Source organism: Streptomyces sp. NPDC045287, assembly GCF_056432325.1.
Window position 1 is genome coordinate 82,836 of record NZ_JBWKJG010000006.1, and the last position, 24,431, is coordinate 107,266.

21 protein-coding genes and 1 pseudogene are annotated in these 24,431 nt (G+C 75.5%); 10 read left to right on the forward strand and 12 right to left on the reverse strand.

Going from position 1 to position 24,431, the window contains the following annotated elements:
* Positions 1-304 precede the first annotated feature (304 nt).
* Together AC07D6_RS12365 and AC07D6_RS12370 are read left to right on the forward strand one after the other, a co-directional pair.
* Positions 305-1,924, forward strand: a complete 1,620-nt coding sequence (locus tag AC07D6_RS12365) for an ABC-F family ATP-binding cassette domain-containing protein (RefSeq protein WP_479043668.1) — start codon at positions 305-307, stop codon at positions 1,922-1,924.
* Positions 1,925-2,030: 106 nt separating this feature from the next.
* Positions 2,031-3,005, forward strand: a complete 975-nt coding sequence (locus AC07D6_RS12370) for an acyl-ACP desaturase (protein WP_315881179.1) — start codon at positions 2,031-2,033, stop codon at positions 3,003-3,005.
* A 39-nt stretch (positions 3,006-3,044) separates the two neighbouring features.
* On the opposite strand, the pseudogene AC07D6_RS12375 reads toward AC07D6_RS12370, so the two are convergent.
* The 3 genes and pseudogenes from AC07D6_RS12375 to AC07D6_RS12385 form a co-directional block, all read right to left on the reverse strand.
* Positions 3,045-3,272, reverse strand: a pseudogene (locus AC07D6_RS12375) (WhiB family transcriptional regulator); the annotation flags it as partial.
* A 245-nt stretch (positions 3,273-3,517) separates the two neighbouring features.
* Positions 3,518-4,306, reverse strand: coding sequence for a VOC family protein (locus tag AC07D6_RS12380; protein WP_479043672.1), 789 nt, complete (start codon positions 4,304-4,306; stop codon positions 3,518-3,520).
* Positions 4,307-4,605: 299 nt separating this feature from the next.
* Positions 4,606-4,800, reverse strand: coding sequence for a hypothetical protein (locus tag AC07D6_RS12385; RefSeq protein WP_315881177.1), 195 nt, complete (start codon positions 4,798-4,800; stop codon positions 4,606-4,608).
* A gap of 171 nt (positions 4,801-4,971) precedes the next feature.
* Between AC07D6_RS12385 and AC07D6_RS12390 the strand changes: the two genes are divergently transcribed.
* The gene (locus tag AC07D6_RS12390; protein WP_315881176.1) at positions 4,972-5,232 is read left to right on the forward strand and encodes a hypothetical protein; all 261 of its coding nucleotides are present in this window, start codon (positions 4,972-4,974) and stop codon (positions 5,230-5,232) included.
* 4 nt (positions 5,233-5,236) lie between these two features.
* Here AC07D6_RS12390 and AC07D6_RS12395 read toward each other — a convergent pair whose 3' ends face one another.
* Positions 5,237-5,686: a YchJ family protein gene (locus tag AC07D6_RS12395; RefSeq protein ID WP_479043675.1), complete on the reverse strand. Its 450-nt coding sequence runs from the start codon at positions 5,684-5,686 to the stop codon at positions 5,237-5,239.
* 142 nt (positions 5,687-5,828) lie between these two features.
* On the opposite strand from AC07D6_RS12395, the gene AC07D6_RS12400 reads away from it, so the two are divergent.
* Together AC07D6_RS12400 and AC07D6_RS12405 are read left to right on the forward strand one after the other, a co-directional pair.
* Positions 5,829-7,604 (forward strand): hydroxysqualene dehydroxylase, encoded by a 1,776-nt coding sequence (locus AC07D6_RS12400; RefSeq protein ID WP_479043677.1) that lies wholly within the window; start codon positions 5,829-5,831, stop codon positions 7,602-7,604.
* Positions 7,605-7,627: 23 nt separating this feature from the next.
* Complete coding sequence (locus AC07D6_RS12405; protein ID WP_479043679.1) at positions 7,628-8,971, forward strand: 6-phospho-beta-glucosidase; 1,344 nt, start codon at positions 7,628-7,630, stop codon at positions 8,969-8,971.
* An 81-nt stretch (positions 8,972-9,052) separates the two neighbouring features.
* Here AC07D6_RS12405 and AC07D6_RS12410 read toward each other — a convergent pair whose 3' ends face one another.
* From AC07D6_RS12410 to AC07D6_RS12425, 4 genes are all read right to left on the reverse strand, one after another.
* Positions 9,053-12,028 carry a SpoIIE family protein phosphatase gene (locus AC07D6_RS12410; protein WP_479043681.1) on the reverse strand — a complete coding sequence of 992 codons (2,976 nt, stop codon included), beginning with the start codon at positions 12,026-12,028 and terminating at the stop codon, positions 9,053-9,055.
* A 186-nt stretch (positions 12,029-12,214) separates the two neighbouring features.
* Positions 12,215-13,045, reverse strand: a complete 831-nt coding sequence (locus AC07D6_RS12415) for an SAM-dependent methyltransferase (RefSeq protein ID WP_315881171.1) — start codon at positions 13,043-13,045, stop codon at positions 12,215-12,217.
* Positions 13,046-13,164: 119 nt separating this feature from the next.
* Entirely contained in the window at positions 13,165-13,401 is a 237-nt protein-coding gene (locus tag AC07D6_RS12420) for a DUF397 domain-containing protein (RefSeq protein WP_023590865.1), read from the reverse strand.
* Entirely contained in the window at positions 13,402-14,268 is an 867-nt protein-coding gene (locus AC07D6_RS12425; protein ID WP_315881170.1) for a helix-turn-helix domain-containing protein, read from the reverse strand.
* A gap of 215 nt (positions 14,269-14,483) precedes the next feature.
* Here AC07D6_RS12425 and AC07D6_RS12430 point away from each other — a divergent pair, with 215 nt between their 5' ends.
* A complete protein-coding gene (locus tag AC07D6_RS12430; RefSeq protein WP_391654396.1) occupies positions 14,484-15,014 on the forward strand; it encodes an ATP-binding protein in 531 nt (176 codons plus the stop codon).
* Positions 15,008-15,451, forward strand: a complete 444-nt coding sequence (locus tag AC07D6_RS12435) for a hypothetical protein (protein WP_391654394.1) — start codon at positions 15,008-15,010, stop codon at positions 15,449-15,451. Before AC07D6_RS12430 ends, AC07D6_RS12435 begins: the two co-directional genes overlap by 7 nt.
* 440 nt (positions 15,452-15,891) lie before the next feature.
* Here the strand turns inward: AC07D6_RS12435 and AC07D6_RS12440 are convergent, their stop codons facing one another.
* Positions 15,892-16,926 (reverse strand): LacI family DNA-binding transcriptional regulator, encoded by a 1,035-nt coding sequence (locus AC07D6_RS12440; RefSeq protein WP_391654588.1) that lies wholly within the window; start codon positions 16,924-16,926, stop codon positions 15,892-15,894.
* 107 nt (positions 16,927-17,033) lie between these two features.
* Between AC07D6_RS12440 and AC07D6_RS12445 the strand changes: the two genes are divergently transcribed.
* On the forward strand, positions 17,034-18,464 hold the full coding sequence (locus AC07D6_RS12445) for a glycoside hydrolase family 10 protein (protein ID WP_479043687.1): 1,431 nt from the start codon (positions 17,034-17,036) through the stop codon (positions 18,462-18,464).
* Positions 18,465-18,622: 158 nt separating this feature from the next.
* On the opposite strand, the gene AC07D6_RS12450 is transcribed toward AC07D6_RS12445, so the two are convergent.
* Both AC07D6_RS12450 and AC07D6_RS12455 read right to left on the reverse strand, forming a co-directional pair.
* Positions 18,623-19,690 (reverse strand): rhamnogalacturonan acetylesterase, encoded by a 1,068-nt coding sequence (locus AC07D6_RS12450; RefSeq protein WP_479043689.1) that lies wholly within the window; start codon positions 19,688-19,690, stop codon positions 18,623-18,625.
* 21 nt (positions 19,691-19,711) lie between these two features.
* Complete coding sequence (locus tag AC07D6_RS12455; RefSeq protein ID WP_479043691.1) at positions 19,712-20,833, reverse strand: glycoside hydrolase family 43 protein; 1,122 nt, start codon at positions 20,831-20,833, stop codon at positions 19,712-19,714.
* A 126-nt stretch (positions 20,834-20,959) separates the two neighbouring features.
* On the opposite strand from AC07D6_RS12455, the gene mmuM reads away from it, so the two are divergent.
* Both mmuM and AC07D6_RS12465 read left to right on the forward strand, forming a co-directional pair.
* Complete coding sequence (gene mmuM / locus AC07D6_RS12460; RefSeq protein WP_479043693.1) at positions 20,960-21,886, forward strand: homocysteine S-methyltransferase; 927 nt, start codon at positions 20,960-20,962, stop codon at positions 21,884-21,886.
* A gap of 106 nt (positions 21,887-21,992) precedes the next feature.
* Positions 21,993-23,126 carry a LacI family DNA-binding transcriptional regulator gene (locus tag AC07D6_RS12465; protein ID WP_479043696.1) on the forward strand — a complete coding sequence of 378 codons (1,134 nt, stop codon included), beginning with the start codon at positions 21,993-21,995 and terminating at the stop codon, positions 23,124-23,126.
* Here AC07D6_RS12465 and AC07D6_RS12470 read toward each other — a convergent pair.
* The gene (locus AC07D6_RS12470; RefSeq protein WP_479043699.1) at positions 23,099-23,614 is read right to left on the reverse strand and encodes a hypothetical protein; all 516 of its coding nucleotides are present in this window, start codon (positions 23,612-23,614) and stop codon (positions 23,099-23,101) included. The genes AC07D6_RS12465 and AC07D6_RS12470 overlap by 28 nt on opposite strands.
* Positions 23,615-24,431: the final 817 nt, after the last annotated feature.

Below are 24,431 nucleotides of genomic sequence, written 5' to 3' on the forward strand. Positions count from 1 at the left end.
GGGACCGTAAATCGTTTGCCGTCCGCGCCCGGCCCGCCCTAACGTGGTTCCCGGCCCCGTAGCCGTCGATCGGAGTAGGACATTGCTCGTCTGAGGTCTTGAGACACCGTGCCGCCGCACCGCCGCGCCCCTGCGCGCCGTGCGTGCCGCCCGTGTGCGACCTCGGCGTACGAGCCCGTCCCCCGCCTTCCCGCACCGCTGCTTCGGCGGTCTCCGGCGCGGTGTGCCTCCGCCCCTCCCGGTCGCCTCCCCGGTGTCTCACCCGTTGCCCTGACCCCTCATCTCACGCAACCGGGAGACGCTCATGTCATTTCCCCCCACCCACCCCGCCCTCTCCTGCACCGGCCTGACCTTCGCCTGGCCCGACGGCACCCCCGTCCTCGACGGGCTGGACCTCGCGGTCGGCCCCGGCCGCACCGGCCTCATCGGCCGGAACGGGTCGGGCAAGTCGACCCTGCTGAAACTGTTGGCCGGCGAGCTGGCACCGGTCGCCGGGACCGTCCGCGCCGCCGGGGACGTCGGCTACCTCCCGCAGGACGCCGCCCTGGACACCCGGCTGCGGGTCGACGAGGCCCTGGGCATCGCCGGCACGCGGGCCGCCCTGCACGCCATCGAGTCGGGCGACGTGAGCGAGGAGCACTTCGCGGCCGTCGGCGACGACTGGGACGTGGAGGAACGGGCGCGCGCCGCGCTCGACCAGCTCGGGCTCGACCGGATCGGCCTGGACCGCACCACGGGTGAGGTCTCGGGCGGCGAGTGCGTGCTGCTGCGGCTCGCCGCCCTGCTCCTGGCGCGGCCCGCCGTCCTGCTGCTCGACGAGCCGACGAACAACCTCGACCTGCACGCCCGGCGCCGCCTGTACGCGGCGGTCGACGCCTGGCCGGGCGTCCTCGTCGTGGTCAGCCACGACCGGGAGCTGCTGGAGCGCGTCGACCGCGTCGCGGAGCTGCGCGACGGCGAGGTGACCTGGTACGGCGGTCCCTACTCCGCGTACGAGGAGGCCGTCGCCGCCGAGCAGGAGGCGGCCGAGCGGACGGTCCGCGCCGCCGAGTCCGACGTGCGCCGGCAGCGGCGCGAACTGACCGAGGCGCAGACCAAGCTGGCGAGGCGCAAGAGGTACGGGGAGAAGCGCGCCGCGCAGAAGGCCGTGCCGCCGATCGTCGCGGGCAACCTCAAGCGCGCCGCGCAGGTGTCGGCCGGCAAGCAGCGGACCGTCCACGCCAAACGGCTGGAGCAGGCGCGGGAGCGGCTGGACGAGGCCGTGGAGGCCGTACGGGACGACGAGGCGATCCGGGTCGAGCTGCCGCACACGGCCGTGCCGCCGGGCCGGGGCGTGCTGCTGCTGCGCGACCTGGCGCTGCGGCACGGCGCCCGCCTGGACGGGGAGTTCGAGGTGCGGGGACCGGAGCGGATCGCCCTGGTGGGGCGGAACGGTTCGGGCAAGTCGACGCTGCTGCGGACGATCGCCGGGGAGCTGGAGCCGCGGGCCGGCGAGGTGGCCGTACGGGTGCCGCTGCGCTTCCTGCCGCAGCGGCTGGACGTCCTGGACGACGGGCTGACCGTCGTCGAGAACGTGGCGCGGTTCGCGCCCGAGGCCACGCCGAACCGCGTCCGGGCGCGACTCGCGCGGTTCCTGTTCCGCGGCGCGAAGGCCGACCAGCGGGCCGGGACGCTGTCGGGCGGCGAGCGCTTCCGGGCGACGCTGGCGGCGCTGCTGCTGGCCGAACCCGCGCCGCAGTTGCTCATGCTGGACGAGCCGACGAACAACCTGGACACGGCGAGTGTGCGGAGCCTCACACAGGCGCTGGAGGCGTACGAGGGGGCGCTGCTCGTGGCGAGCCACGACGTGCCGTTCCTGGAGGCCATCGGCGTCACGCGCCGGCTCGACCTGGACGCCCTCACCCCACCCGGGAACGGAACGTGAGCGTCCGTCGCCGCGAGCAGGCTTGGCGGGGGCCTTACGGCCCGCTTAACCTACGGTCTCGTAACCTACGAATCCGTAGGTACTGATCGTTCTTCCAGGAGCACCCGTGACCCTTACCTCTCCCTACCTCGGCAGTTCGGCGGAGTGGACCGATGCCCGGCTGCTGCACGCGTTGGAAGAGGTGGTCGAGAAGGAACTGAACCGCCACCTCAAGGTCGTCAAGGACTGGATGCCGCACGAGTACGTGCCGTGGTCGGACGGCCGGAACTTCCCGGGCTTCTTCGAGGACGGCGAGCCCTGGGACCCGCAGCAGTCGAAGGTGACCGACGTGGGCCGGATCGCCCTGGTGGTGAACCTGCTCACGGAGGACAACCTGCCGAGCTACCACCACGAGATCGCCACCCTCTTCGGCCGGGACGGCGCCTGGGGCACGTGGGTGCACCGCTGGACCGCCGAGGAGGGCCGTCACGGCATCGTGATGCGGGACTACCTGCTCGCCTCGCGGGCGGTGGACCCGGACAAGCTGGAGCAGTTCCGCATGGCCCACATGAGCGAGGGCTTCGAGTCGGACAACCGGCACTCGATGCTGCACTCGGTGGCGTACGTGGCGTTCCAGGAGCTGGCGACGCGGATCTCGCACCGCAACACCGGGCACCAGTCGGGTGACCCGGTGTGCGACCGCATGCTGGCGCGCATCGCGACGGACGAGAACCTGCACATGGTCTTCTACCGGAACCTGCTGGGCGCGGCCTTCGAGCTCGCTCCCGACCTCACCATGCAGGCGGTCAGGGACGTGGTGGTCAACTTCCGGATGCCCGGGCACGGCATGCCGGGCTTCGAGCGGGCGGCGGCCCAGATGGCCATCGGCGAGATCTACAACCTGCGCATCCACCACGACGACGTGATCCAGCCGGTGCTGCGGTTCCTCAAGGTCCTGGAGATCGACGGGCTCGGCCCGGAGGGCCTCAAGGCGCAGGAGGAGCTGGGCATGTACATGAACGGGCTGGACGCGGAGGCGTCGAAGTTCGACGAGAAGCTCGCCGCGCGCAAGGCCCGGATGGCGGCCCGCGCCGGACGCTGACGGCCGGTGGGGCCCGGCGGTCCCCGCCGGGCGCCGGGCTCAGCGGCGGCCGGCGCGCCGCCGCTTGAGCGCGTACCGCTCCTGCTCCGACAGCCCGCCCCAGACGCCGAACCGCTCGTCGTGCGTGAGCGCGTACTCCAGGCACGCCTCGCGGCCCTCGCACATCCCGCAGAGGAACTTCGCCTCGCGGGTCGACGAACCCGGCTCGGGGAAGAACAGCTCGGGCCCCGTCTGGGCGCACAGGGCGGCCTCCTGCCAGGAGAGCTCGGCGTCGGCCGGGGCGGGGCGGAGCGCGGCACGGCGGGCGGGACGGTCCTCGGTGCGGACCGCGGAACGGTCTTCGGTGCGGACCGCGGGGCGGTCCTCGGTGCGGTACGTCGGCATGCGGACCACCGTGCCCAAGACCGATAAACGGCTCGTCAACGACGGATCAACGCCCGTCGAAGCGGTCGCTCCCCGTCAGGATGGACCCGCGCACGGTGACAGGACAAGGAGTTGCCCGGCCGGGCGTGTCACGATCCGCCGCGGTCGCGGTGGAGGACCGCGAACCGGGCGCCGTACGGGTCGGTGAGCTTGGCGCAGCGGCCGAGGCCCGCCAGGTCGGCGGGGCCCTTGCGGACCTTCCCGCCGTTCCGTTCGGCCTCCGCGACGGCCGCGTCGAGGTCGTCGACCTCGAAGTACGGCGTCCAGGACGGGCCGCCGGCCGCCTCGGACGGGTCGCCCGCGAGCGGGACGACGGCGCCGAACGCGTCACCGGGCGAGGCCAGGCCCGTGCCGGACGGCTGGAGCAGCGTGTACGCGCCGGCGGTGTGGGCCTCCATGCCGAAGACCATGTCGTAGAAGGACAGGTCGGCCACGGGGTCGGGGGTGTACAGCTCCGTCCAGCTCAGCGCGCCGGGTTCGCCGGCCAGGTCGAGGCCCTGGTGCGCGCCGGGCTGCCAGACGCCGAAGCCCGCGCCGGTGGGGTCGGTGAACAGGGCCGTGCGGCCGAGGTCGAAGACGTCCGTCGGGTCGACGGCGACGCTGCCGCCGCCCGCCCGCACGGCGGTCGCGGCGGCCTCGGCGTCGGGGGTGCGGAAGTACAGCGTCCAGACCGATCCGCCCCGCTCGGGCGGGACGGGCACGCCGCCCGCGACGGTCCTGCCCTCCCGGGTGAACATCCCGTAGCCACCGGCCTCGGGACCCGCCGGCGCGAACTCCCAGCCGAACAGGGACCGGTAGAACGACCGGGCCCCGTCGAGGTCGGGCGTGCCGAGGTCGACCCAGACGGGGGACCCGGTGACGAATCGGGTGGTGAGCATGGACGTGTCACTCCTTCTCGGCGCGGCTCGGCTGCGGGGCACACCCTGTCGGGACCGGACGGGCGCACGGTCCGCCTCCCGGCCCCCAGCTCCACCGCTTCTCCCATGGGCGCCACGGTAGGCGGAGCGCGCACGACGCGCACATCGGGCCGGCTCGGGCGCGGAGTCGTGCCGTGGACCTGCCGGTGGGCCGTCGGGCCCGTGACCACGTCGGGGCCGTGACCACGTCGGGGCCGTGACCACGGGGCGGGCGCGGGCCCCGTGGTCGCGGCCCGCGCCCGCCCCGCCGTCCGACGGGGTCACTCCCCCTGGCGTTCGCCCTTGGGGCCACGGCCGCGTTCGGTGCGGGGGCCGCGGGAGCGCCATCCGGGCGACCTCTGCAGCGTCGCGTTCGCCTCGTCGTTGGCTTCCTGGTCGGAGACGCCCCGGCCTTCGGCCTCCTTGCGGAGCCGGGCGCGGTGGATGTCGTACTTCTTGCTGCCTGGCTCGGGCATGCGATCACCTCCGGCCCGCTCGGGTACCCCTCGCGGGGGAAGGAAACGCCGAAACGGTTGCAGGACGGATACAGACCCGGATGAGAACCGGCACCCGCGAGCCGTCACCATAGGGAGGTACACCCCGCACCCGGCCCCTGCCACAAGCAGGACGGCAGTAAAGGACCTCTCGTGACCGTGTCGCGCCTCATCCCCGTCCCGATCCCCGACCACGTCGCCGCCCTGATCGGGTCCTGCATGCCGGCGGGCGTCCTTCAGGCGGAGATCGACGCCGAGTGCGCGGCCCGTGAGGTGCGCCGCTTCCGCGGCCCCATGTGCCAGGAGGACCAGGCCGACCGGGAACACGCCCTGGCGGCGCTGGCCCGCGCGAACAAGGTGCTCGCCGCCTACCACCCGGGCCTGGTGCTCCGCCCCGGCGGCGGTGTCCACTGACCGGTCAGTCGAAGGTGCCGTCCACGTACAGCCAGTGGCCGTCCGCCTTCTCGAAGCGGCTGCGTTCGCGCAGGGCGCCCGGCTCGCCGCGGTGGGTGTAGCGGGCGGTGAAGGCGACCGTGCCGGTCGTGTGGAACAGGGTGCCGTCGGTGGTGTCCAGGATCTCCAGGCCGGTCCAGCGCGTGTCCGGGTCGAAGTCGACGGTGCGCGGTCGCGTGGCGGGTGACCAGGTGCGCAGCAGGTACGGCTCGTCGCGCGCCACGAAGGCGCTGTAGCGGGAGCGCATCAGCCGCTCCGCGGTCGGGGCCGTCTCGCCGCCCGTGTGGAAGCGGCCGCAGCACTGCGCGTACGGGGCGGGCAGCCCGCAGGGGCACGGGTCCTCCGGCCGGACGGCCGGGGCAGGTGCGGCGGGGGCGGCGGGGGCGTGCTTCGGGCGGGGCTTGCGTCGCGGCATGGGGCCATTCTGCCCGGCGGCCACCTCGTGGCGGGTTCCGGCCAGGGCGCACGGCCCGCGGGCGCGGTGCTTCCGAGCCCCCGAGGGGCCGCCCTATCCTCCTGAACGGGACGCGCTCGTCACCGTCCGTGAAGGAGCGAACATGGAGCGTAAGGGTACGACACGGCGTGCGTTCGTGGCGGGCGCGGGCGCCGTCGCCGGGGCGGGGGCCGCCGGCCCCGCTCGGGCCGCAGCCCCCCGCCCCGCGCGCTCCGCGGCCGACGGCGGCACCGTCGCGGTCCTGGGCGGCGGGGTCGCGGGGCTGACGGCGGCGCACGAGCTGGCCGAGCGGGGTTTCCGCGTCACCGTGTACGAGCGGCGGGCCCTCGGCGGCAAGGCGCGCAGCATGGACGTCCCCGGCAGCGCGCGGGGCGGACGCAGGCCGCTCCCGGGCGAGCACGGCTTCCGGTTCATCCCGGGCATCTACCACAACCTGCCGGACACGATGCGGCGCATCCCGTTCCCGGGGAAGCCGAACGGCGTGTACGACAACCTCGTCGCCCCCCGCGAGATGGCGCTCGCCCGCACCGGCCGCGAGGACCTGCGCTTCCCCATCCCCTGGCCGGGGCAGAAGCCGGAGCACCTCACCCTCGACGAGCTGCGCCGCTCCCTGACCGCGCTGCTCGACACGGCGCTCCGGCTGCCCCCTCACGAGGCGGCGTACTTCGCCAACCGCGCCCTCGTCTTCATGACCAGCTGCCCGGAGCGGCGCGACGAGGTGTGGGAGCGCACGCCGTGGTGGGAGTTCATCCGCGCCGGCCGGATGTCCCTCGACTACCAGCGGCTCCTCGCCATCGGCCTCACCCGCAACATCGTCGCCACCAAGGCGGAGGAGGCCAGCACCCGCACCGTGGGCACCATCGGTGAGGCGTTCGTGTTCAACGCGCTCGGCCGGGGCGCGGACGGCCCGCCGGACCGCATCCTCGACGCGCCGACCAACGAGGCGTGGATCGACCCGTGGACGGCCCACCTGAGCTCCCTCGGCGTGGAGTTCAAGGTCGGCTGGACGCTGCGGGAGATGCGGTACGGCGACGGTCGGATCACCGCCGCGCTGGTCGACGACCCGGGCGGGGCGCGCCACGAGGTCACCGCCGACCACTACATCAGCGCGCTGCCGGTGGAGCACGCCCGCCGCACCTGGGGGCCGCGGCTGCGGGCGGCCGACCCGCAGCTCGCCCGGTGCGACCGCCTCCGCACGGACTGGATGACGGGCATCCAGTTCTACCTGACCGAGCGGCCACCGCTCGTGCGCGGCCACGTGAACTGCGTCGACTCGCCCTGGGCGCTGACGTGCATCGCGCAGGCCCACCACTGGGCGGGACGGGACTTCGCCGCCGAGTACGGCGACGGCGCGGTCGTGGACTGCCTGTCGGTCGACGTCTCGGAGTGGGACCGGCCCGGCATCCTGTACGGGAAGACCGCCAAGCAGTGCACCCGCGACCAGGTGGCGCGGGAGGTGTGGGCGCAACTGAAGGCCGCCCTGAACGACACGGGGAGCCCGGCGCTGAAGGACGGCGCGCTCCACTCGTGGTTCCTGGACCCTGGTGTCGACGGCCTGGGCACGCCGCACCCCACCAACGAGGACGAACTGCTCGTCCACCCGGTGGGCACCTTCTACGACCGTCCCCGGTCCAGGACGCAGGTGCCGAACTTCTTCCTCGCCGGGGACTACGTGTCCGTCGACATCGACCTGGCGACCATGGAGGGCGCCAACGCGTCGGCCCGGCAGGCCGTCAACGCCCTGCTGGACCAGGCGGGTTCGACGGCGCCGCGCTGCACGGTCGTCCCGCTGTTCCGTCCGCCGGAGCTGGAGGCGCTGAAGCGGCACGACCGCGTCCGGTACCGGCTGGGCCTGCCGAACGCGCTCGACCTGGGGTGAGGGCGAGGCAGTAGCGTACGGGCATGAGGCTGACGATTCTGGGCGGCGGCGGGTTCCGGGTGCCGCTGGTGTACCGGGCGCTGCTGGCCGACCGGGGCGAGGGCCGGGTCACCCGCGTCGTCCTGCACGACGTGGACGCGGACCGGCTGTCGGCGATCGGCCGCGTGCTGGCCGAGCAGGCCGCCGGTGTCGCCGGCGCGCCCGCCGTGACGGCGACGACCGACCTCGACGAGGCGCTGCGCGGCGCGGACTTCGTCTTCTCGGCGATCCGCGTCGGCGGCCTCGCCGGCCGGGCCGCCGACGAGCGGGTGGCGCTCGCCGAGGGCGTGCTGGGGCAGGAGACGGTGGGCGCGGGCGGCATCGCGTACGGGCTGCGGACCGTCCCGGTGGCGGTGGACGTCGCCCGGCGCGTGGCGCGGCTGGCCCCGGACGCCTGGGTCATCAACTTCACCAACCCGGCGGGCCTGGTGACGGAGGCGATGTCGCGGGTGCTGGGCGACCGGGTGATCGGCATCTGCGACTCGCCGGTGGGGCTGGGCCGGCGGGTGGCGCGGGTGCTGGGCGCCGACCCGGCTCAGGCGTGGGTCGACTACGCGGGCCTCAACCACCTGGGCTGGCTGCGCGGGTTGCGGGTCGGCGGGCGGGACCTGCTGCCGCGGCTCCTCGCGGACGAGGCGGCGCTCGGCTCGTTCGAGGAGGGCAGGCTGTTCGGCGCCGGGTGGCTCCGCTCGCTGGGCGCGATCCCCAACGAGTACCTGCACTACTACTACGCCAACCGCGAGACGGTGCGGGCCTACCGGGAGGCCGAGCGGACGCGCGGCGCGTACCTGCGCGACCAGCAGGCCGGGTTCTACGCGGCGGCCGTCCGGCCGGAGGTGCGGGCCCTGGACGCGTGGCGGCGCACCCTCGCCGAGCGGGAGGCCACGTACATGGCCGCCAACCGGGCGGCGGCCGGCGACACCGGGGGCCGCGCCGAGGAGGACCTGGAGCCGGGCGGGTACGAGCAGGTGGCACTCGCGCTGATGCGGGCCGTCGCCCGCGACGAGCGGGCCACGCTGATCCTGAACGTCCGCAACCGGTCGGCGCTCCCGGGGCTCGACGCGGACGCGGTGGTCGAGGTGCCGTGCCTGGTGGACGCGAACGGCGCGCACCCGGTGTCCGTGGCGCCGCTGCCGTACCACGCGGTGGGGCTGGTGGCGGCGGTGAAGGCGGTGGAGCGGGAGGTGCTCGCGGCGGCGGAGAGCGGGTCGCGGGAGACGGCGGTGAAGGCGTTCGCCCTGCACCCGCTGGTCGACTCGGTCGCGGTGGCGCGGCGGCTGCTGGACGCGTACCGGGCGGAGCACCCGGGGCTCGCGTACCTCGTCTAGGGGCCGCGGGAAAGCGCCGCCCACCGGGGCGGCGGCCGACGCGTGACCGTGCGGCGTGGGCGTGCGCCGGCCCCCGGGGGCTCACACCACATCGTCGAACATCGCCAGCAGCGCGTGCTCGTCCGCCTCCGGGGTCTGCCGGTCCGCGTGCGGCACCTGCTCGGCCCACACCGTCTTGCCCTGCGGCATGAACCGGGCGCCCCACCTCCTGGTGAACTGCGCCACGAGGAACAGGCCGCGCCCGCCCTCCTCGGTCGTGGCCGCCCGCCGGATGCGGGGCGACGAGTTGCTGTGGTCGGACACCTCGCAGATCAGCGTCTCGTCGCGGAGCAGCCGCAGCGACACGGGGCCGCCGCCCCCGTACCGCACGGCGTTGGTGACCAGTTCGCTGACCACCAGGCCGGTGGTGAACTCCATGTCCGCCAGTCCCCACTCGGTGAGCTTCCGGCGCACCAGCGCCCGGGCGTCGGCGACGACGGACGGGGCGGCGGGCAGCTCCCAGGCGGCCACCTGGTCGGCGGGCAGGGCGCGCACCCGGGCCACGAGCAGCGCCACGTCGTCGCGCGGGCCGCCGGGCAGCACGGCGTCCGTGATCCGGTCGCAGACCCGCTCCGGGTCGCGCTGCGGACCGCGCGCCGGGCCGGGGGCGGCCAGCGCGGACAGCAGCCGGCCGGTCGCCGCCTCGGTGTCGCCGTAACCGAGGCCCTCCTTGAGGAGCCCGTCGGTGTACAGCGCCAGGAGGCTGCCGGGGGCGAGGTCGACGGCGGCGGACTCGTACGGCTGGAGCCCGCCGAGCCCCAGCGGCGGCCCGGACGGCAGGTCGAGCAGTCGCGCCTCGCCGCCGGGCGGTGCCACGGCCGGCGGGGGGTGGCCGGCCCGGGCGGCGGTGCAGCGGCAGGTGACCGGGTCGTACACCGCGTACAGGCAGGTCGTGGCCGTGGCGGGGTCGTGATCCTCGGCGGGGTCGCCGGAGGGGCGCCCGACCAGTTCGTCCAGGTGGGCCAGCACCTCCTCGGGAGGCAGGTCGAGACCGGCGAGGGTGCGCACCGCCGTGCGCAGCCGCCCCATGGTGGCGGCCGCCTGCAGCCCGTGGCCGGCGACGTCCCCGACGACCAGCGCGACGCGCATCCCGGACAGCGGGATGGCGTCGAACCAGTCACCGCCCACCTCCGTGCTCACCCCGGTCCGCCCGTCCGCCGGCAGGTAGCGGGAGGCGAGGTCGGCGGCGGTGAGGCGGGGCAGGGCGTGCGGCAGCAGGCTGCGCTGGAGCATGAGCGAGGCGTCGTGCTCGCGGCTGAAGCGGCGGGCGTTGTCCACGCTGATCGCGGCGCGGGCCGCGAGTTCGCCGGCGAGGGTCAGGTCGTCCTCCTCGTACGGGCGGTCCTCGCCGCGCCGGTAGAAGCCGGCCAGCCCGAAGACGCGGCCCCTGGCGTACAGCGGGGCGGCGACGTAGGCGTGGACGCCCCCGCCCAGCAGGGCGACCGGGTGGGCGCCGCCGACGGCGGGCGCGGCGGCGGCCGCCGCCGGTACGGAGTCGGCCACCGGCCGCCCCGTGTGCAGGCACCGCGCCTGGGGGGCGCCCGCGGGGTACCGGACCGGGCCGGGGTCGGCGAAGGCGCCGGTGCCGTCGGTCGGGACGCCGGTGCGCAGGGCGGCGCGGCGCAGGGCCGTGTCGGGGCCGAGCGGGCCGGGCGGCGGTTCCTCGCCCGCGAGGACGCCCTCCACGAGCTCCACCACGGCGAGGTCGGCGAAGCGCGGTACGGCGATCTCGGCCAGTTCCTCGGCGGTGCGCCGCATGTCCAGGGTGGTGCCGACGCGGACGCCCGCCTCGTTCAGCAGGGAGAGCCGCCCGCGCGCCTCGGCGGCCAGGCGGCCGACACCCGACTCGCCGACGAGCAGCAGCCACGCGTCGGTCCCGTTCCCGCCGCCTTCCTCCGGGGCGGTGCCGGTCCCGTTCCCGGCGCCCTTGCCCGGGGCGGTGCCGGCCCTGTTTCCGCCGTCCTCCGTTGGAGCGGTGCCGGCCCTGTTTGCGGCCTCCTCCTTTGGAGCGGTGCCGGTCCCGTTCCCGCCGCCCTTGTCCGGGGCGGTGCCGGTCCCGCCCGCGGTGAGCAGCGGCACCTCCCGCCCGTCGGGCGCCGTCGCGGTGCCCCTCGCGGGGCCGCCGGGCCGGGCCGCCGGTCCCCGCACCGCCGTACCCGGTGCGGTGATGCGGGCGGGGGGCGCGCCGCGGGACCCGTGGAAGACGACCTCGACGGCGGCGCCCTCCGCGTCACCGTGGCGCAGCGGCCTGCGGCGCAGCGTGGCGACGCGGCCGCCCGCCAGGGCGACCTCGGCGGACGACTCCTCGTTCGAGCCGATCAGGTCGACGGCGGCGTCCAGCAGCACGGACCGCTCCTGCCGGTCCAGCAGGGGCGCGGTGCCGCCGTACCCGGCCAGTTCGCCCGTACCGACGTGGAGGAGCCCGGTGTGCCGGCCGCGCTCCCTGTCCTGGAGGAAGGAGGTCACCAGCTCGCGCTCCCGGGCCGTGCTCAGCTCCAGCAGCCGTTCCCCGATGAGGTCGGTGGCGTCCTGGAGCACCAGGGCCATTCCGGGCCTGGCCAGCCGCTCGGGGACGGAGAGGTTGACCACCCCCCGCACGGTGCCGCCGACGGGGTCGCGCACGGGTGCGGCCATGCAGGTCAGCGTCTTGAGGTTGTGCAGGAAGTGCTCGTGCCCGACGACCACGAAGGGCGCCCGGGTGCTGAGGACCATGCTGACGCTGCTGGTCCCCATGAACCGCTCGTCCACGTTGGCGCCCCGCACCAGCGACGCCTCGTCCATCAGGTCGAGTCCCACGGGGTTGCCGCGCCGGTCGATGATGTTGGCGCGGGCGTCCGCCAGCGTCACGGTGACCGGCAGCCCGGAGAAGCGCGCGCACAGCCGCTCCAGCACCGGCGCGGCGGCCCTGATCAGCCGCGAGTCCGGGTCCAGGTCGCTCTCGATGGGCAGTGCCACGCCCTCGACGTCGATGCCGAGCGAGCGCGACCGCTCCCACGACGCCCGTATCTCCGCGCGCACCCCGCCGGGGGGCCGACCGGGACCGGCCCCCACAGACGTCGGAGAGGAATCCACCCTGCCAGGATAATGGGGCAAATGGGACATTTGCCTGTCCGGGAGCCGCTCCGGGCGGCCGACCGCCGCCCGGCGGGACCGGCGGGTGCGGCGGACCGGCGGTTCACTCCGCCCGCGCGGGCGGGGACTCCGTCACGGCTTGCGGGCGACGCCGGCGTACCCCGGGATGGGGCCGTCGCCGGCGACCTGGACGGGCTCGCCCAGCTCCGGGTGCCACTCGGCGGTCAGCGTCACACCGGGCTCGACCAGCTCCAGGCCGTCGAAGAAGCGGGTGAGCTCCTCGCGGGTGCGCGGCCGCAGCGTGAGGCCGCGCCCCCGGTACATGGCGCGCGCCTTCGCCGCGCCCTCGGGGTCGAACTCGCCGGTGACGTGCGACAGGACGAGGTAGCTGCCCGGCGCGAGCCGCTCGACGAGCCGGGACACCAGCTCGTACGCGCCGTCCTCGTCGTCGACGAAGTGGAGCAGCGCGAGCAGGGACAGCGCGACGGGCCGGGTGAAGTCGAGGACCTCGCCGGCGCGCTCCAGGATGGTCTGCGGGTCGCGGGCGTCGGCCTGGATGTACGCGGTGGCGCCCTCCGGGGTGGAACGCAGCAGCGCCTCGGCGTGGGCGAGGACGATCGGGTCGTTGTCGCAGTAGACGATCCGCGACTCGGGCGCGACCTGCTGGGCTATCTGGTGGAGGTTCGGCTCGGTGGGGATGCCGGTGCCGACGTCCAGGTACTGGCGGACGCCGGCCCCGCCGAGCCAGCGGGTCGCGCGGTGCATGAACGCCCGGTTGACGCGCGCCATGTCGCGGCCGCGCGCGTCGATGGTCAGGAGCTGGCGGGCCATCTCCTCGTCGACCGGATAGTTGTCCTTGCCGCCGAGGAACCAGTCGTACATCCGGGCGGGATGCGGCTTGCTGGTGTCGATCCGCACGCCTGCGGCGGACGCGCCGTCGGTGGCGGTGTCGTTCCCGGTCATCGGCTGCTCCAGGGGTCGGGGGTCTGGGGTCGGGACGTGCTCGGTGGCTGGGGGTGTTCCGGTGCGCGGGGCCGGCCGCTCGGCCGACTCCCGGGTGGGCGACACTGTATGACCCCGGGTCAGGTGAGCAGGAAGTCGGCCTGCCCGGACTTGGCGCCCTGGATGAACGCGGCGATCTCCCCGGGGGTGTAGATGAGGGCGGGGCCGTCTGGATCGGCGGACTGGCGCACCGCGACCCTGCCGTCGGCCAGCTTCATGGCCTCGATGCAGTTGCCGCCGTTGCCGCCGCTCCACGGCTTGTGCCACCCCTCGGCACCGAGGTCGGCGGCGGGCATGCCGTTGTATATGCGAACCATTCACAGCTCCTTGCGGAAAGCCCGGAGGATTTCCTTCGTACGTGGTGCGGTGGCGGCCTGCGCCGCCATGCGGTCCAGGACCTCCAGGTGGGAGGCCACCTCGGGACGCGCGTCGAGGTAGACCGCGCCGGTCAGGTACTCGCTGTAGACCATGTCCGGGAGTTCGGACACGGCGAACCGGAAGAGCACGAAGGGGCCGTACGTGCCGGGGTGGTGGCCCGTCGCGAACTCCGCCACCTGGAGGGTGACGTGGGGCAGTTCCGCCGCCTCGGCCAGCCGGTCGAGCTGGGCGCGCATGAGCGCGGGGTCGGCACCGGGCGGGCGGCGCCGCAACACCGTCTCGTCCATGATCACCCAGAACTTCGGGGGGTCGGGGCGGGTCAGCAGGGCCTGCCGCTCCATCCGCAGCGCGACGTGGCGCTCGATGTCCTCGGGGCTGACCCGTCCGACGGCGCCGGCGCGGAGGACGGCCCTGGCGTAGTCCTCGGTCTGGAGCAGCCCGGGCACGAAGTGCGGTTCGTAGGCCCGGATGAGGCTGGCGGCGCCCTCCAGGCTGACGTACATGCTGAACCAGCCCGGCATCACGTCGTGGTACCGCTGCCACCAGCCGGGCCTGTTGGCGTCCTCGACGAGCCGCACGAAGCCGTCCGCCTCGTCGCGGCCGACGCCGTACGCCTGGAGGAGCAACTGGACGTAGGGGATCTTCAGGGCCACCTCCGCCGTCTCCATGCGGCGGATCGTGGCCGGGGCCACGTGGAGGACCTTGGCGGCCTCCTCCCGCTTCAGGCCCGCCCTCTCCCGCAGATCCTGGAGTCGCTTGCCGAGTACGACCTGTCCCACCGTGGGGGCGGACCGCGGCTCGCTCACTTCTGACCTCCCCACGCGCTTTTTCGTTGAGTGTGCCATGCGAACGCCAGAGAGGACACAGCACTCTGCAAATTTCAGAGTGCCGCTTGCCAAGTGTCCGCGACGGGAGGAAAGTATTCCGATGAACCAGTCGGTGAACCAGTTCACGCGGCTGCCGCGCGCTCTGCCCCGGGGAGATGCGGCGCACGGCGCCGCTCCCATGTGAGGAATCGGTCGTGGCACCTGGTAATGCGCTCACCCCCCAGCTCATAGCCGCTCGACCGGTGACCCCCGCTCCACACCCCCACGGCCTGCCCCGCGCCCCGCGTCCCTGCGCGCACGCGTCCCGGCCGGGCACCCCCGACGTCCGCCGCTTCGCCTTCGAGCTGCCCGCGCGCGCCGAGTCGGTGGGCCGGGCCCGCCGGCTCGTCGTGGAGCGCCTGGCCCTGTGGGGCGCCGGCGGGGACGTGCGCGACACGGCCGAGCTGGTCGTCTCCGAGCTGTTCACCAACGCCGTGGTGCACACCGCGAGCGGGCGCGTCGTCTGCGAGCTGCGGGACCGGGGCGAGCACGTGCGGATCGCCGTCCACGACGAGGGCTGCCGGGTGACCGGGCCGCGGCTGCGCGCGGCCGAGCGGGAGGAGTGCGGCCGGGGGCTGATCCTCGTCGACGCGCTGTGCAGCGCGTGGGGCACCCACGACGCCCGGCACGGGGCGGGGCGCGTCGTCTGGGCGGAGCTGGTCCACGACACGGCGGAACCATGCTGAGGTCGATGGTGACCCTGTTGTCCCTGCGCGGACCGCACGACCGCCAGAAGGCCGGCGCGCCGTGGGAGGAGTCGCTGGGCGAGGTCCAGCTCTCCCCGCCGCCGCACCTGCCGGCCACCCTGGGCTGCGACGCGGTGGGGGTGCCCGCGCGGCACGGGCTGCGGCTGATGAGCAGGCTGCCCGGGAACGGCTGCGTGTTCGCCGACTCCGACTGGTGGTGGTGGCTCGTCCCGGCCGGTTCCGACGCGGACCTGCGCTGGCCGATGCCCTCTTGCTACGCGCCCGGCGGCTACGTCCCGGACCGGCGTCCGCGCCTGATGCGGCGGCCGGACGCCACCTCCCCGTACACCCCGCCGATCCCGCTGTACCTCATGGTCTGCCAGCTCACCGGCACGGCGCCGGCCTGGACGGTGCCGGGGGTCGAATCCCGGCTCTGACCGGCGCTCCCCCGCGCGCCGGGCCGCGGGCTCCGGGGCCGGGGCCCAGGCGGCCTGATGGGGGCACTCCCCCGCGTGCGGGGCCGCAGGGGGACGACGAGCCCGGCCGGGACGGCGCTCGGTGGCCGCGGCGTCGCGGCGCGGGCGGCGACGGGGCCCGGCGGGTCCCGGGCGAACGCCGTGTGCGGCCAGGCCGTGACCGAGCGGGAGGAGCGGCCGCTCCGGGCGCTCCGACCGGCGGAAACCGGTGCGGACAGGGGCTGTGGCAGGACGCGTCGGCCGGGGAGGGGGGCGCGAGGGGTTTCCCGGCCGCGGGTGGCGCCCCGGAGGGCGGGGCGACGCGCTTCCGGTAATTACCGGAATCTTTCCGGTACGAGGAGCTCCTCAGAACCGTCTCCTCCGCCCCGCCGCCGGTTCCGGCGGCGGACCGACCGGGCCCCTCACTTCGCGGGCGGGGCCGTGCTGGACCGTACGACCAGCTCCGTGGCGAGCTCCACGCGCGCGGAGTCCAGCTCCTCCTCGCGGGCGAGCCGCAGGACCGTGCGGACGGCCGTCTTTCCCATCTCGGCGAGCGGCTGGCGCACGGTCGTCAGCGGCGGCGCCGACCAGCGGACCTCCGGAAGGTCGTCGAAACCGACGACGCTCATGTCCTCCGGTACCCGCAGGCCGCGCCGGCGCAGGGCCTCGATGGCGCCGAGGGCCATCTGGTCGCTCGCCGCGAACAGCGCCGTCGGCGGGGCCTCCAGGGCGAGGAGGGCGGTGCAGCCGGTGAAGCCGGACGCGTGGTAGAAGTCGCCCTGCACGACGAGGGAGTCGTCGACGGCGATCCCCGCGCCCTCCAGGGCCGCCCGGTAGCCGTCGAGGCGCGCCCGCGAGCACAGCAGCCGGGGCGGCCCGGCGACGAAGCCGATCCGGCGGTGGCCGAGCCCCAGCAGGTGCTCGGTGGCGGCGAGGCCGCCCGCCCAGTTGGTGGCGCCCACGGTCGGGGCGTCCAGGGCCGGGGAGCCGGCCGGGTCGACGACGACCAGGGGGACGCCGAGGCGCCGTAGCTCCTCGTGGAGGACGGGCTCCAGGACGGACGTGACGAGGATGACGCCGCCCGAGGCGCGGGCCCGCAGGTTGCGCATCCACTGGCGGGCGTCACCGCTGCGGCCGTGGATCGCCGAGACGACGGTGCCCATGCCGGCCGCGTGGGCGACCTCCTCGACGCCCCGGATGATCTCGACGGCCCAGGGGCTGTCCAGGTCGTTGAAGACGAGGTCGAGGAGGGCCGCGCGGTCACCGGGCGCGGCGGGGCGGCGCCGGTAGCCGTGCTCCCTCAGCAGGTCCTCCACGCGCGCGCGGGTGGCGGGCGACACGTCCGACCTGCCGTTGACGACCCGCGACACGGTCGGCACGGAGACCCCCGCCTCCCGCGCGATGGCCGTGATGGTGACCTTTCCCCGGGCGGCCCCGGACGTCTTGCCCTCTGCCAATTCCCCCACCTCCGTTGACGGTTGCCCCGTACGCCTCTACCGTTCCGGACGCACTCTCGAAACCTTGCAGCAGTCTTCCGGAAATTCTGGGGAGACTGGAAGCCGTCATGAGAGGGACGTCCATGAAGCTCCAGAGCTTACGCAGAGCCGTGCTCGGCCTGTCGGCCGCCGCCCTGCTGGTGACCGGCGCCGCAGTGCCGGGGCACGCCGCCGAGACCGCGGACCCCGTACTGCGGGACCTCGCCGCGGCGAAGGGCATCTACTACGGGACCGCCGTGACCGCGTCCAAGCTGACCGGCACCTACGCGTCCGTGACCGCCGGGCAGTTCGACTCCATCACGCCCGGCAACGAGATGAAGTGGGGCTCGGTCGAACCGGTCCGCGGCGACTTCCGCTGGTCCGGCGCCGACGCCGTGGTGGACTTCGCCGAGGCGAACGGGCAGAAGGTGCGCGGCCACACGCTGGTGTGGCACAGCCAGCTCCCGTCGTGGGTGGAGAACGGCTCGTGGACCGCCGACGCGCTGCGCACGGTGATGACGGACCACATCGCCACCGAGGCGGGCCGCTACAAGGGCCGCATCCACCACTGGGACGTGGTCAACGAGCCGTTCAACGAGGACGGCACGCGCCGCCAGTCGGTGTTCCAGCGGGTCCTCGGGGACGGTTACATCGCCGACGCGTTCCGCGCCGCCCGCGCCGCCGACCCCACGGCGAAGTTGTACCTCAACGACTACAACGTCGAGGGGATCAACGCCAAGAGCGACGCCATGTACGCCCTGGTCCGCTCCTTGAAGGCGCAGGGCGTGCCCATCGACGGCGTCGGCCTCCAGGCGCACCTGATCGTCGGCCAGGTGCCGTCCACGCTCCAGGCGAACATCAAGCGGTTCTCCGACCTCGGCGTGGACGTGGCCATCACGGAGCTCGACATCCGGATGCAGCTCCCGGCGACCGAGGCGAAGCTGGCCCAGCAGAAGGCCGACTTCAAGGCCGTCACGCAGGCGTGCGTCGCGGTGGCCCGCTGCACGGGCGTGACCGTGTGGGGCTTCACGGACTCCGACTCGTGGATCCCCGACTTCTTCCCGGGCGAGGGTGCGGCCACCCCGTACGACGAGGGCTTCCGGCCCAAGCCCGCCTACTACGGCATCGCCGAGGCCCTCGGCTGGAGCGGCACGCCCGGGCCGGGCCCGGGCCCCGACCCGGTGAGCGGCTGCGCCGTGACGTACGCGGTGCAGAACCAGTGGAGCGGCGGCTTCACCGCCCAGGTGACCGTGCGGAACACGGGCACCGCCCCGGTGAACGGCTGGCGGGTCGGCTGGACGTGGCCGGCCGGACAGAGCGTCACCCAGGCGTGGAACGCCTCCGTCAGCCAGTCGGGGACGTCGGTGACGGCCGCGAACCTGCCGTACAACGCGGTCGTCGCGGCCGGCGGATCGGTGACGTTCGGCTTCAACGGCGCCTGGTCCGGTGCCAACACGCCGCCGGCCGCCTTCACCCTGAACGGGGCGGCGTGCACCGTCTCGGCACCCGCCGCCGGGTGACCGACCGCGCGCCCCGGCGTACGGCCGGTTCGGCCGGAGGAGACCGCTCCCCCCGCCGGACCGGCCGTTCCGGGCCCGGACCCCAAGGGCCGGGCCGGTTCGCGAACCGGTTCGCGGGCCGTGGCCCGCGGTTCACGGACCGCGCGTCGGGGCGCGGGTCAGGACGCGGTCCGGTGGCCGAGCAGCCCCCGCGCCTCCAGTTCCTCCGCGACCAGCCGGGCGTACTCGGTGGCGCCCCGCACGGAGGTGTGGGTGTTGTCGCGCTTCTCGTCCGTCAGGTAGAGGGCCTTCGACGCCTCGGGGCCGAGCTCCTCGACCCGCGCCTTGGTGAGCGCGGTCAGGTCGACGAGCGGGGTGCCGAGCCGGGCGGCGAGGGCGCGGATCTCGGCGGGGTGGTCGACGCCGAGCCCGTTGACGAGGAGGGCGGTGCCGTTGTCGAGGGTGCCGTCCCGGTTGAACCAGCGGCGGACGACGGGGGTGACGAGGACGGGGCGTCCGCCCTCGGCCCGGACGCCCTCGACGAGGGCGGTGAGGTTCGCGCGGTAGGTGGCGGCGTCGGTCTGCTTGTCGTTGTGGGCGAGCTGGACGAGCACGGGGTCGCCGGGGCGGATCCGGGCGCGGACGCGGTCGAAGAGGGCCGGGTCCGCCAGGTAGCTGACGGTGGACTCGCCGGAGTCGGCGTGGTTGGCGACGGCCGTGCCCCGGCCCAGGAACCGGGGCAGTTGCTGGCCCCAGCCGCTGTACGGGTCGCCCGGCTGGTCGCACACGGTGGAGTCGCCGATCAGCAACAGTTGCCGGGCGCGGGGGGCCGGTGTGACGCGGACCGCGGCGAGCGCCGGGGCGGCCCCGTCGGCGCCGGTGACGACCAGGTCGAGGCCGGGCGTCCCGTCGGGCCCGGTGGGTTCGCCCTCCGGGGTGCGGACGTCGACGGTGAACGTGCGGGTGGTCCGCTCCCCCGCCGCCGTCGCCGTGGCGGCGAGCACCGTGCGGCGGGTCTCGGCGGTGGCGGTGGTGGTCGCGGCGGTGTCCCCGCCGAGGGTGAGGGTCACGTCGTAGGTGCCGGGGGCCACGTCGTAGTGGCAGGTGACGGTGGTGGTGCCGGCGCAGTGGCGCAGGCCCTGCCCGTACGGGCCGTCGGCGGCGGCGGGAGCCGCGGGGAGGCCGGTCAGGGTGGTGGCGGCCGTGGCGGCGGTCGCGAGCAGGGCGAGGCGTCTCGTCCTGGCCATGGGGAGGCTCCTTCGGAGGGGTCAGGTGCGGTCGGCGACGGGGACCCCGAAGTCGGGGGTGCCGTCGGGCCTCCAGCCGAGCCTCTGGATCCGGGTGTGGCGGTTGGGGTCGTGCAGCGGGTCGCCGGTGATCTCCTTGTACTGGCGGGCGTGGTAGACGAGCACGTCGGTGCGGCCGTCCTCGGCGACGGTGAAGCAGTTGTGGCCCGGCCCGTACTGGCGGGTGGAGTCGTTGCTGGTGAAGACGGGGGTCGGGGACTTCGTCCAGGAGGCCGGGTCCATGAGGTCGCTCGTGTCGTCGGCGGTGAGCAGGCCCAGGCAGTAGTTGCTGTCGGTGGCGCTGGCCGAGTACGTCATGAAGACGCGGCCGTTGCGGCGGAGGAACGCGGCGCCCTCGTTGACCTTGAAGCCGACGCACTCCCAGTCGTACTCGGGCGTGGTGAGCCGGACCTGGGGACCGGTCAGGGTCAACGGGTCGGCCATCCGGGACAGGAAGACGGCCGTGTTGTTGTCCATGCCGGGCTCGTGCTGCGCCCAGGCGAGGTAGCGGCTGCCGCGGTGGGTGAAGGTGGTGGCGTCGAGGGAGAAGGTGTCCCAGGCGGTGGTGATGCTGCCCCGCTCGGTCCAGGTGCCCTGGAAGGGGTCGGGGTGCCGGTTCTCCAGCACCCACATGCGGATGCGCCAGATGTCGTGGGCGGGTGCGGCGGCGAAGTAGATGTACCAGCGGCCGTCGATGTGGTGGATCTCCGGGGCCCAGATGTGGGCGGCCATGTCGCCGCTCGCGTGCCGGCGCCAGACGACCGCCTCGTCGGCGGTGGCGATGCCGCGGAGGGTGCGGGAGCGGCGCAGGATGATGCGGTCGTACTCGGGGGCGGTCGCGGTGAAGTAGTAGCGGCCGTCGGTGTGGCGGTGGATGTGCGGGTCGGCGCGGTTGCGCACGAGCGGGTTGGTGTACGGCCGGCCGTGCAGCGCGCCGGGGGCCTGCGCCGCGACGGCCCGGTCGGCGGCGTCCGCGGCGCCGGGGGAGGCCGGGCCGGCGGCCTCCTCGGCGCGGGCGACGGCCGTGGGCGCGGCGGTGAGGGCTCCGGCGGCGAGGGCGCCTTGGAGGAGGAGTCGGCGGCTGAGGGCGTGACTGCGGCTCATGTGAGGTTCGCTCGCCTTCCGTTCGTCATATCGAACAGCATCTGCAATTCCGAACGGCGAAACGGTAAAGGCGCGTTACGGAGAGGTCAACGGGGCGGGAGTGACGGACTTCGCTACCTTGCGCCCATGACCACCCCCGCTCCCCCGCTCTCCGCCGTTCTCGCCTCCCCCTCCGCCGCCCTCGTCCTCGACGGCGGGCTCTCCAACCAACTGGAGTCCGCCGGGCACGACCTGGGCGACGACCTGTGGTCGGCGCGGCTGCTCGCCGAGGAGCCCGGCGCGCTCGTCGCGGCACACCGCGCGTACTACGAGGCCGGCGCCGACGTGGTGACGACCGCCGGCTACCAGGCCACGTTCGAAGGGTTCGCCCGCCGGGGCATCGGCCGCGACCGCGCCGCCGAACTGCTGGCGCTCGGCGTGGACCTGGTCCGCGAGGCCGCCCGGCAGGCCCGCGCGGGCGGCGTCACCCGACCGCTGTGGGTGGCCGCGTCCGCCGGCCCGTACGGGGCGATGCTCGCCGACGGGTCGGAGTACCGCGGCCGGTACGGGCTGGACGCCGCCGCGCTGGAGGCGTTCCACCGCCCCCGCCTGGAGGTCCTGGCCGCGGCCCGGCCCGACGTCCTGGCGCTGGAGACCGTGCCGGACGCCGAGGAGGCCCGTGCCCTGCTGCGCGCGGTGCGCGGGCTGGGCGTCCCGGCCTGGCTGTCGTACACCGTCAGCGGGGGGCGGACGCGGGCCGGCCAGCCGCTGGAGGAGGCGTTCGGCCTGGCGGCCGACGCGGACGAGATCGTCGCGGTCGGGGTGAACTGCTGCGCGCCCGAGGACGCGCGGCGGGCGGTGGAGGTCGCGGCGCGGGTGACGGGCAAGCCGGTGGTCGCGTACCCGAACAGCGGCGAGACGTGGGACGCGGCGGCGCGGCGCTGGTCCGGCCGGCCCACGTTCTCGGCCGACCGCGCGGAGGAGTGGCGGCGGGCCGGGGCACGGCTGGTCGGGGGCTGCTGCCGGGTGGGTCCGGACGCCGTCGCCGCCGTGGCGGAGCGGCTGCGGGGATGAGCCGGGCCCCGCCGTTCGAGATCATCGGTGGGGGCGCGGGTCTTCCCGCCGAGATGGGGCACACCTAGGGTAGGAAGCGCTTACTACGCTGTTCGGAGGGAGCGTCATGACGCGCACGGTGAGCACCGCCGGACCGACGTTGGCGGTGGTCGCCCGCGAGGCCGGGGTGTCGGTGCCGACCGCGTCGAAGGTCGTCAACGGCCGTGACGACGTGGCGCCCGAGACCCGCCGCCGGGTCACCGAGGTGCTGGACCGGCTGGGTTACGTGCGCCGCCGCCGGACCGGGCCCCCGAAGCCGCACGGCATGGTCGACCTGGTGCTGTCCGCGCTGGACGGCTCCGGGGCGGCGGTGCTGCACGGCGTGGAGCGGGCCGCGCACGCGGAGGGCCTGGAGGTCGTCGTGTCGGCCGGCCGGCACCTGGGGCAGGAGCGGCTGGACCGGCTGGCCGCCCGGGGCACGGCGGGGATCCTGTTCCACGGCGACGGGCTGACCCCGGCCCAGCACGCGTGGCTGAACCGGCACCGGGTGCCGTACGTGCTGATCGATCCGGAGCAGGGACCGTCGCCGGGCTCCGTGTCGGTCGGCGCGGCGGACCGGCAGGGCGGGCGCGCGGCGGCCGGGCACCTGCTGGCGCTGGGGCACGACCGGATCGCGCTGGTCGACGGGCACGCGCCCGGGCACGTTCAATGCGCGTGGCGCGCCGGCTGGCACGAGGCGCTCGCCGCGGCCGGGCTGCCGCACCGGCCGGAATACGTGCGCCGCACCGGGCCCGACGAGCCGGAGGAGTACGGGGCGCGGCGCCGGACGCTGGAGCTGCTGGACCTGCCGGAGCCGCCGACGGCCGTGTGCGTCTGCTCGGACGCGATGGCGCCGGGCGTGTACGGGGCGCTCGCCGAGCGGGGGCTGCGCGTGCCGGACGACGTGGCCGTCGTGGGCTTCGGCGACCTGCCGGAGGCGCGGTGGGCGGTGCCGGGGCTGACGACGGTGCGTCGGCCGCTGGCGGAGATGGCCGGGGCGGCGCTGGCGCTGCTGGTGCGGCTGGCGGCGGGCGAGCCGACGGACGGTTTACCGGTGGAGCTGGCGACGGAACTGGTGGTCCGGTCGAGCACGGCGCCCCCGCCCTCGACCGGGGCGGGGGTCGTGGGCCGGGCCTCCCGCCGCGGCCGAGGGCCGGGCGGGCGGCGGGCGCGGGCGGCCGGTGCGGCGGGGGGTCAGCGGTACGCGGCGGAGGCGTGGTAGGCGTAGACGCCGACGAGCGCCATCACGCCGAGGAGGACGACCCAGGACGTCAGGCCCGTGTGCCGCGAACGGCCCTTGCCGGAGCGGGACGCGCCCGTACGCCCCGCGGGGGCGCCGCCCTCGCCGCGGCCGGCGCGCCGCCCGGCCCGCCCGCCCGCGCGGGCGGGTTCGGCCCGTGCCGCCGCGGACGGCTCCGCGTCGGCGGCGGCCTCGGCCAGCAGGCGGCGGCAGACGGCGGCCAGCTCGTCCCGGCCCGCGGAGAGGCTCACGACCACCTCGGAGCGGGCGGGCGCGGTGGTGCCGCCGTCGAGGATGCGGCCCGCCCGGATGAGCACGTCGTCGCGGGTGCCGCGGGGCGAGAGGCTGATCCACCGCCGGACGTGCTCGCCCCGGATGACGACGCCGCCCGACCGTTCGCGGTACAGCGTGTGCTCCCGCCACAGGACCGCCGCCAACTCCTCGGCCAGATCCCTGAGTCGCGTGTGCATGGCCTCCCCTTCGCTCCGCCACACGCGTCCCGAACACGCATGCGCACGGGCACTGTAGCGGGCGCCGCCGACAGGGGGACGGCGGGCACCGGCCCGGGCTCCGGCCCCGGCTCCCGCGCCGACGCGGAAGGACCGCCGGGGCGAGGAGGCGCGGACGCTCTCCTCCCCGCTGCGGGGTGACGCCCCGTCGGCGTCGGCGTCGGTGGCGTCCTACGGGACGCACGGGGCGCGGGCGCCGTCCCGCGGGGCGGCACCGCGCCCCGCCGGGCCTCGTCGCCGGGCCGCATCGCCGTGGCCCCCGCGCACGGGTGCGGGCGCGCGTCGGCCCCGGCGGGCCCGCCGGGGCGGGGGACGTCGGGGCGGGGGACGTCGGCGTCGTCGTCGAGCAGGGCGTCCGAACGGCCACGGCGCGCGGACGGCTACGGCGTGCGGGGGGGGCAGGGCGCGGGAAGCACGGGCCGCCGCGCCCTGACCGAGCCGGCCGCCGGCCCGAACCCGCCGCCGGTCCGCGTCCGCACCGCCGGGCCGGACCCCACCGGCCGGAAGCACCGCGCCCCGCCCCGGCCGGCCCCGGCCGGCCCCGGGAGGCCCGCCGTTCGTCCCCGGCCGGCACGGGCCCGGCGCCGGTGGCGCCCCGGGCGGGACGGGTCGCGCGACGGGCCGGCCGCCCCCGACGGCGGCGTGGGCGCCGCCGCTCCCGGCGGCACGGGCGGTGGGGGGCCCGGCCGGGCGGCCGGCCGCCCCCCCCGCCCCGGGGGGTCCCCGCGCAGAGGTTGGGCCCCCCGGGGCCGGGGGGGGTGGGGGGCCGCGGCCCGCG

Bases quoted from the DNA above. Each gene is read 5' to 3' on its own strand.
- AC07D6_RS12365 (WP_479043668.1), top strand. From the start codon at position 305: ATGTCATTTCCCCCCACCCACCCCGCCCTCTCCTGCACCGGCCTGACC.
- AC07D6_RS12380 (WP_479043672.1), bottom strand. From the start codon at position 4,306: ATGCTCACCACCCGATTCGTCACCGGGTCCCCCGTCTGGGTCGACCTC.
- AC07D6_RS12385 (WP_315881177.1), bottom strand. From the start codon at position 4,800: ATGCCCGAGCCAGGCAGCAAGAAGTACGACATCCACCGCGCCCGGCTC.
- AC07D6_RS12395 (WP_479043675.1), bottom strand. From the start codon at position 5,686: ATGCCGCGACGCAAGCCCCGCCCGAAGCACGCCCCCGCCGCCCCCGCC.
- AC07D6_RS12400 (WP_479043677.1), top strand. From the start codon at position 5,829: ATGGAGCGTAAGGGTACGACACGGCGTGCGTTCGTGGCGGGCGCGGGC.
- AC07D6_RS12405 (WP_479043679.1), top strand. From the start codon at position 7,628: ATGAGGCTGACGATTCTGGGCGGCGGCGGGTTCCGGGTGCCGCTGGTG.
- AC07D6_RS12415 (WP_315881171.1), bottom strand. From the start codon at position 13,045: ATGACCGGGAACGACACCGCCACCGACGGCGCGTCCGCCGCAGGCGTG.
- AC07D6_RS12420 (WP_023590865.1), bottom strand. From the start codon at position 13,401: ATGGTTCGCATATACAACGGCATGCCCGCCGCCGACCTCGGTGCCGAG.
- AC07D6_RS12435 (WP_391654394.1), top strand. From the start codon at position 15,008: ATGCTGAGGTCGATGGTGACCCTGTTGTCCCTGCGCGGACCGCACGAC.
- AC07D6_RS12445 (WP_479043687.1), top strand. From the start codon at position 17,034: ATGAGAGGGACGTCCATGAAGCTCCAGAGCTTACGCAGAGCCGTGCTC.
- AC07D6_RS12450 (WP_479043689.1), bottom strand. From the start codon at position 19,690: ATGGCCAGGACGAGACGCCTCGCCCTGCTCGCGACCGCCGCCACGGCC.
- AC07D6_RS12455 (WP_479043691.1), bottom strand. From the start codon at position 20,833: ATGAGCCGCAGTCACGCCCTCAGCCGCCGACTCCTCCTCCAAGGCGCC.
- mmuM (WP_479043693.1), top strand. From the start codon at position 20,960: ATGACCACCCCCGCTCCCCCGCTCTCCGCCGTTCTCGCCTCCCCCTCC.
- AC07D6_RS12465 (WP_479043696.1), top strand. From the start codon at position 21,993: ATGACGCGCACGGTGAGCACCGCCGGACCGACGTTGGCGGTGGTCGCC.
- AC07D6_RS12470 (WP_479043699.1), bottom strand. From the start codon at position 23,614: ATGCACACGCGACTCAGGGATCTGGCCGAGGAGTTGGCGGCGGTCCTG.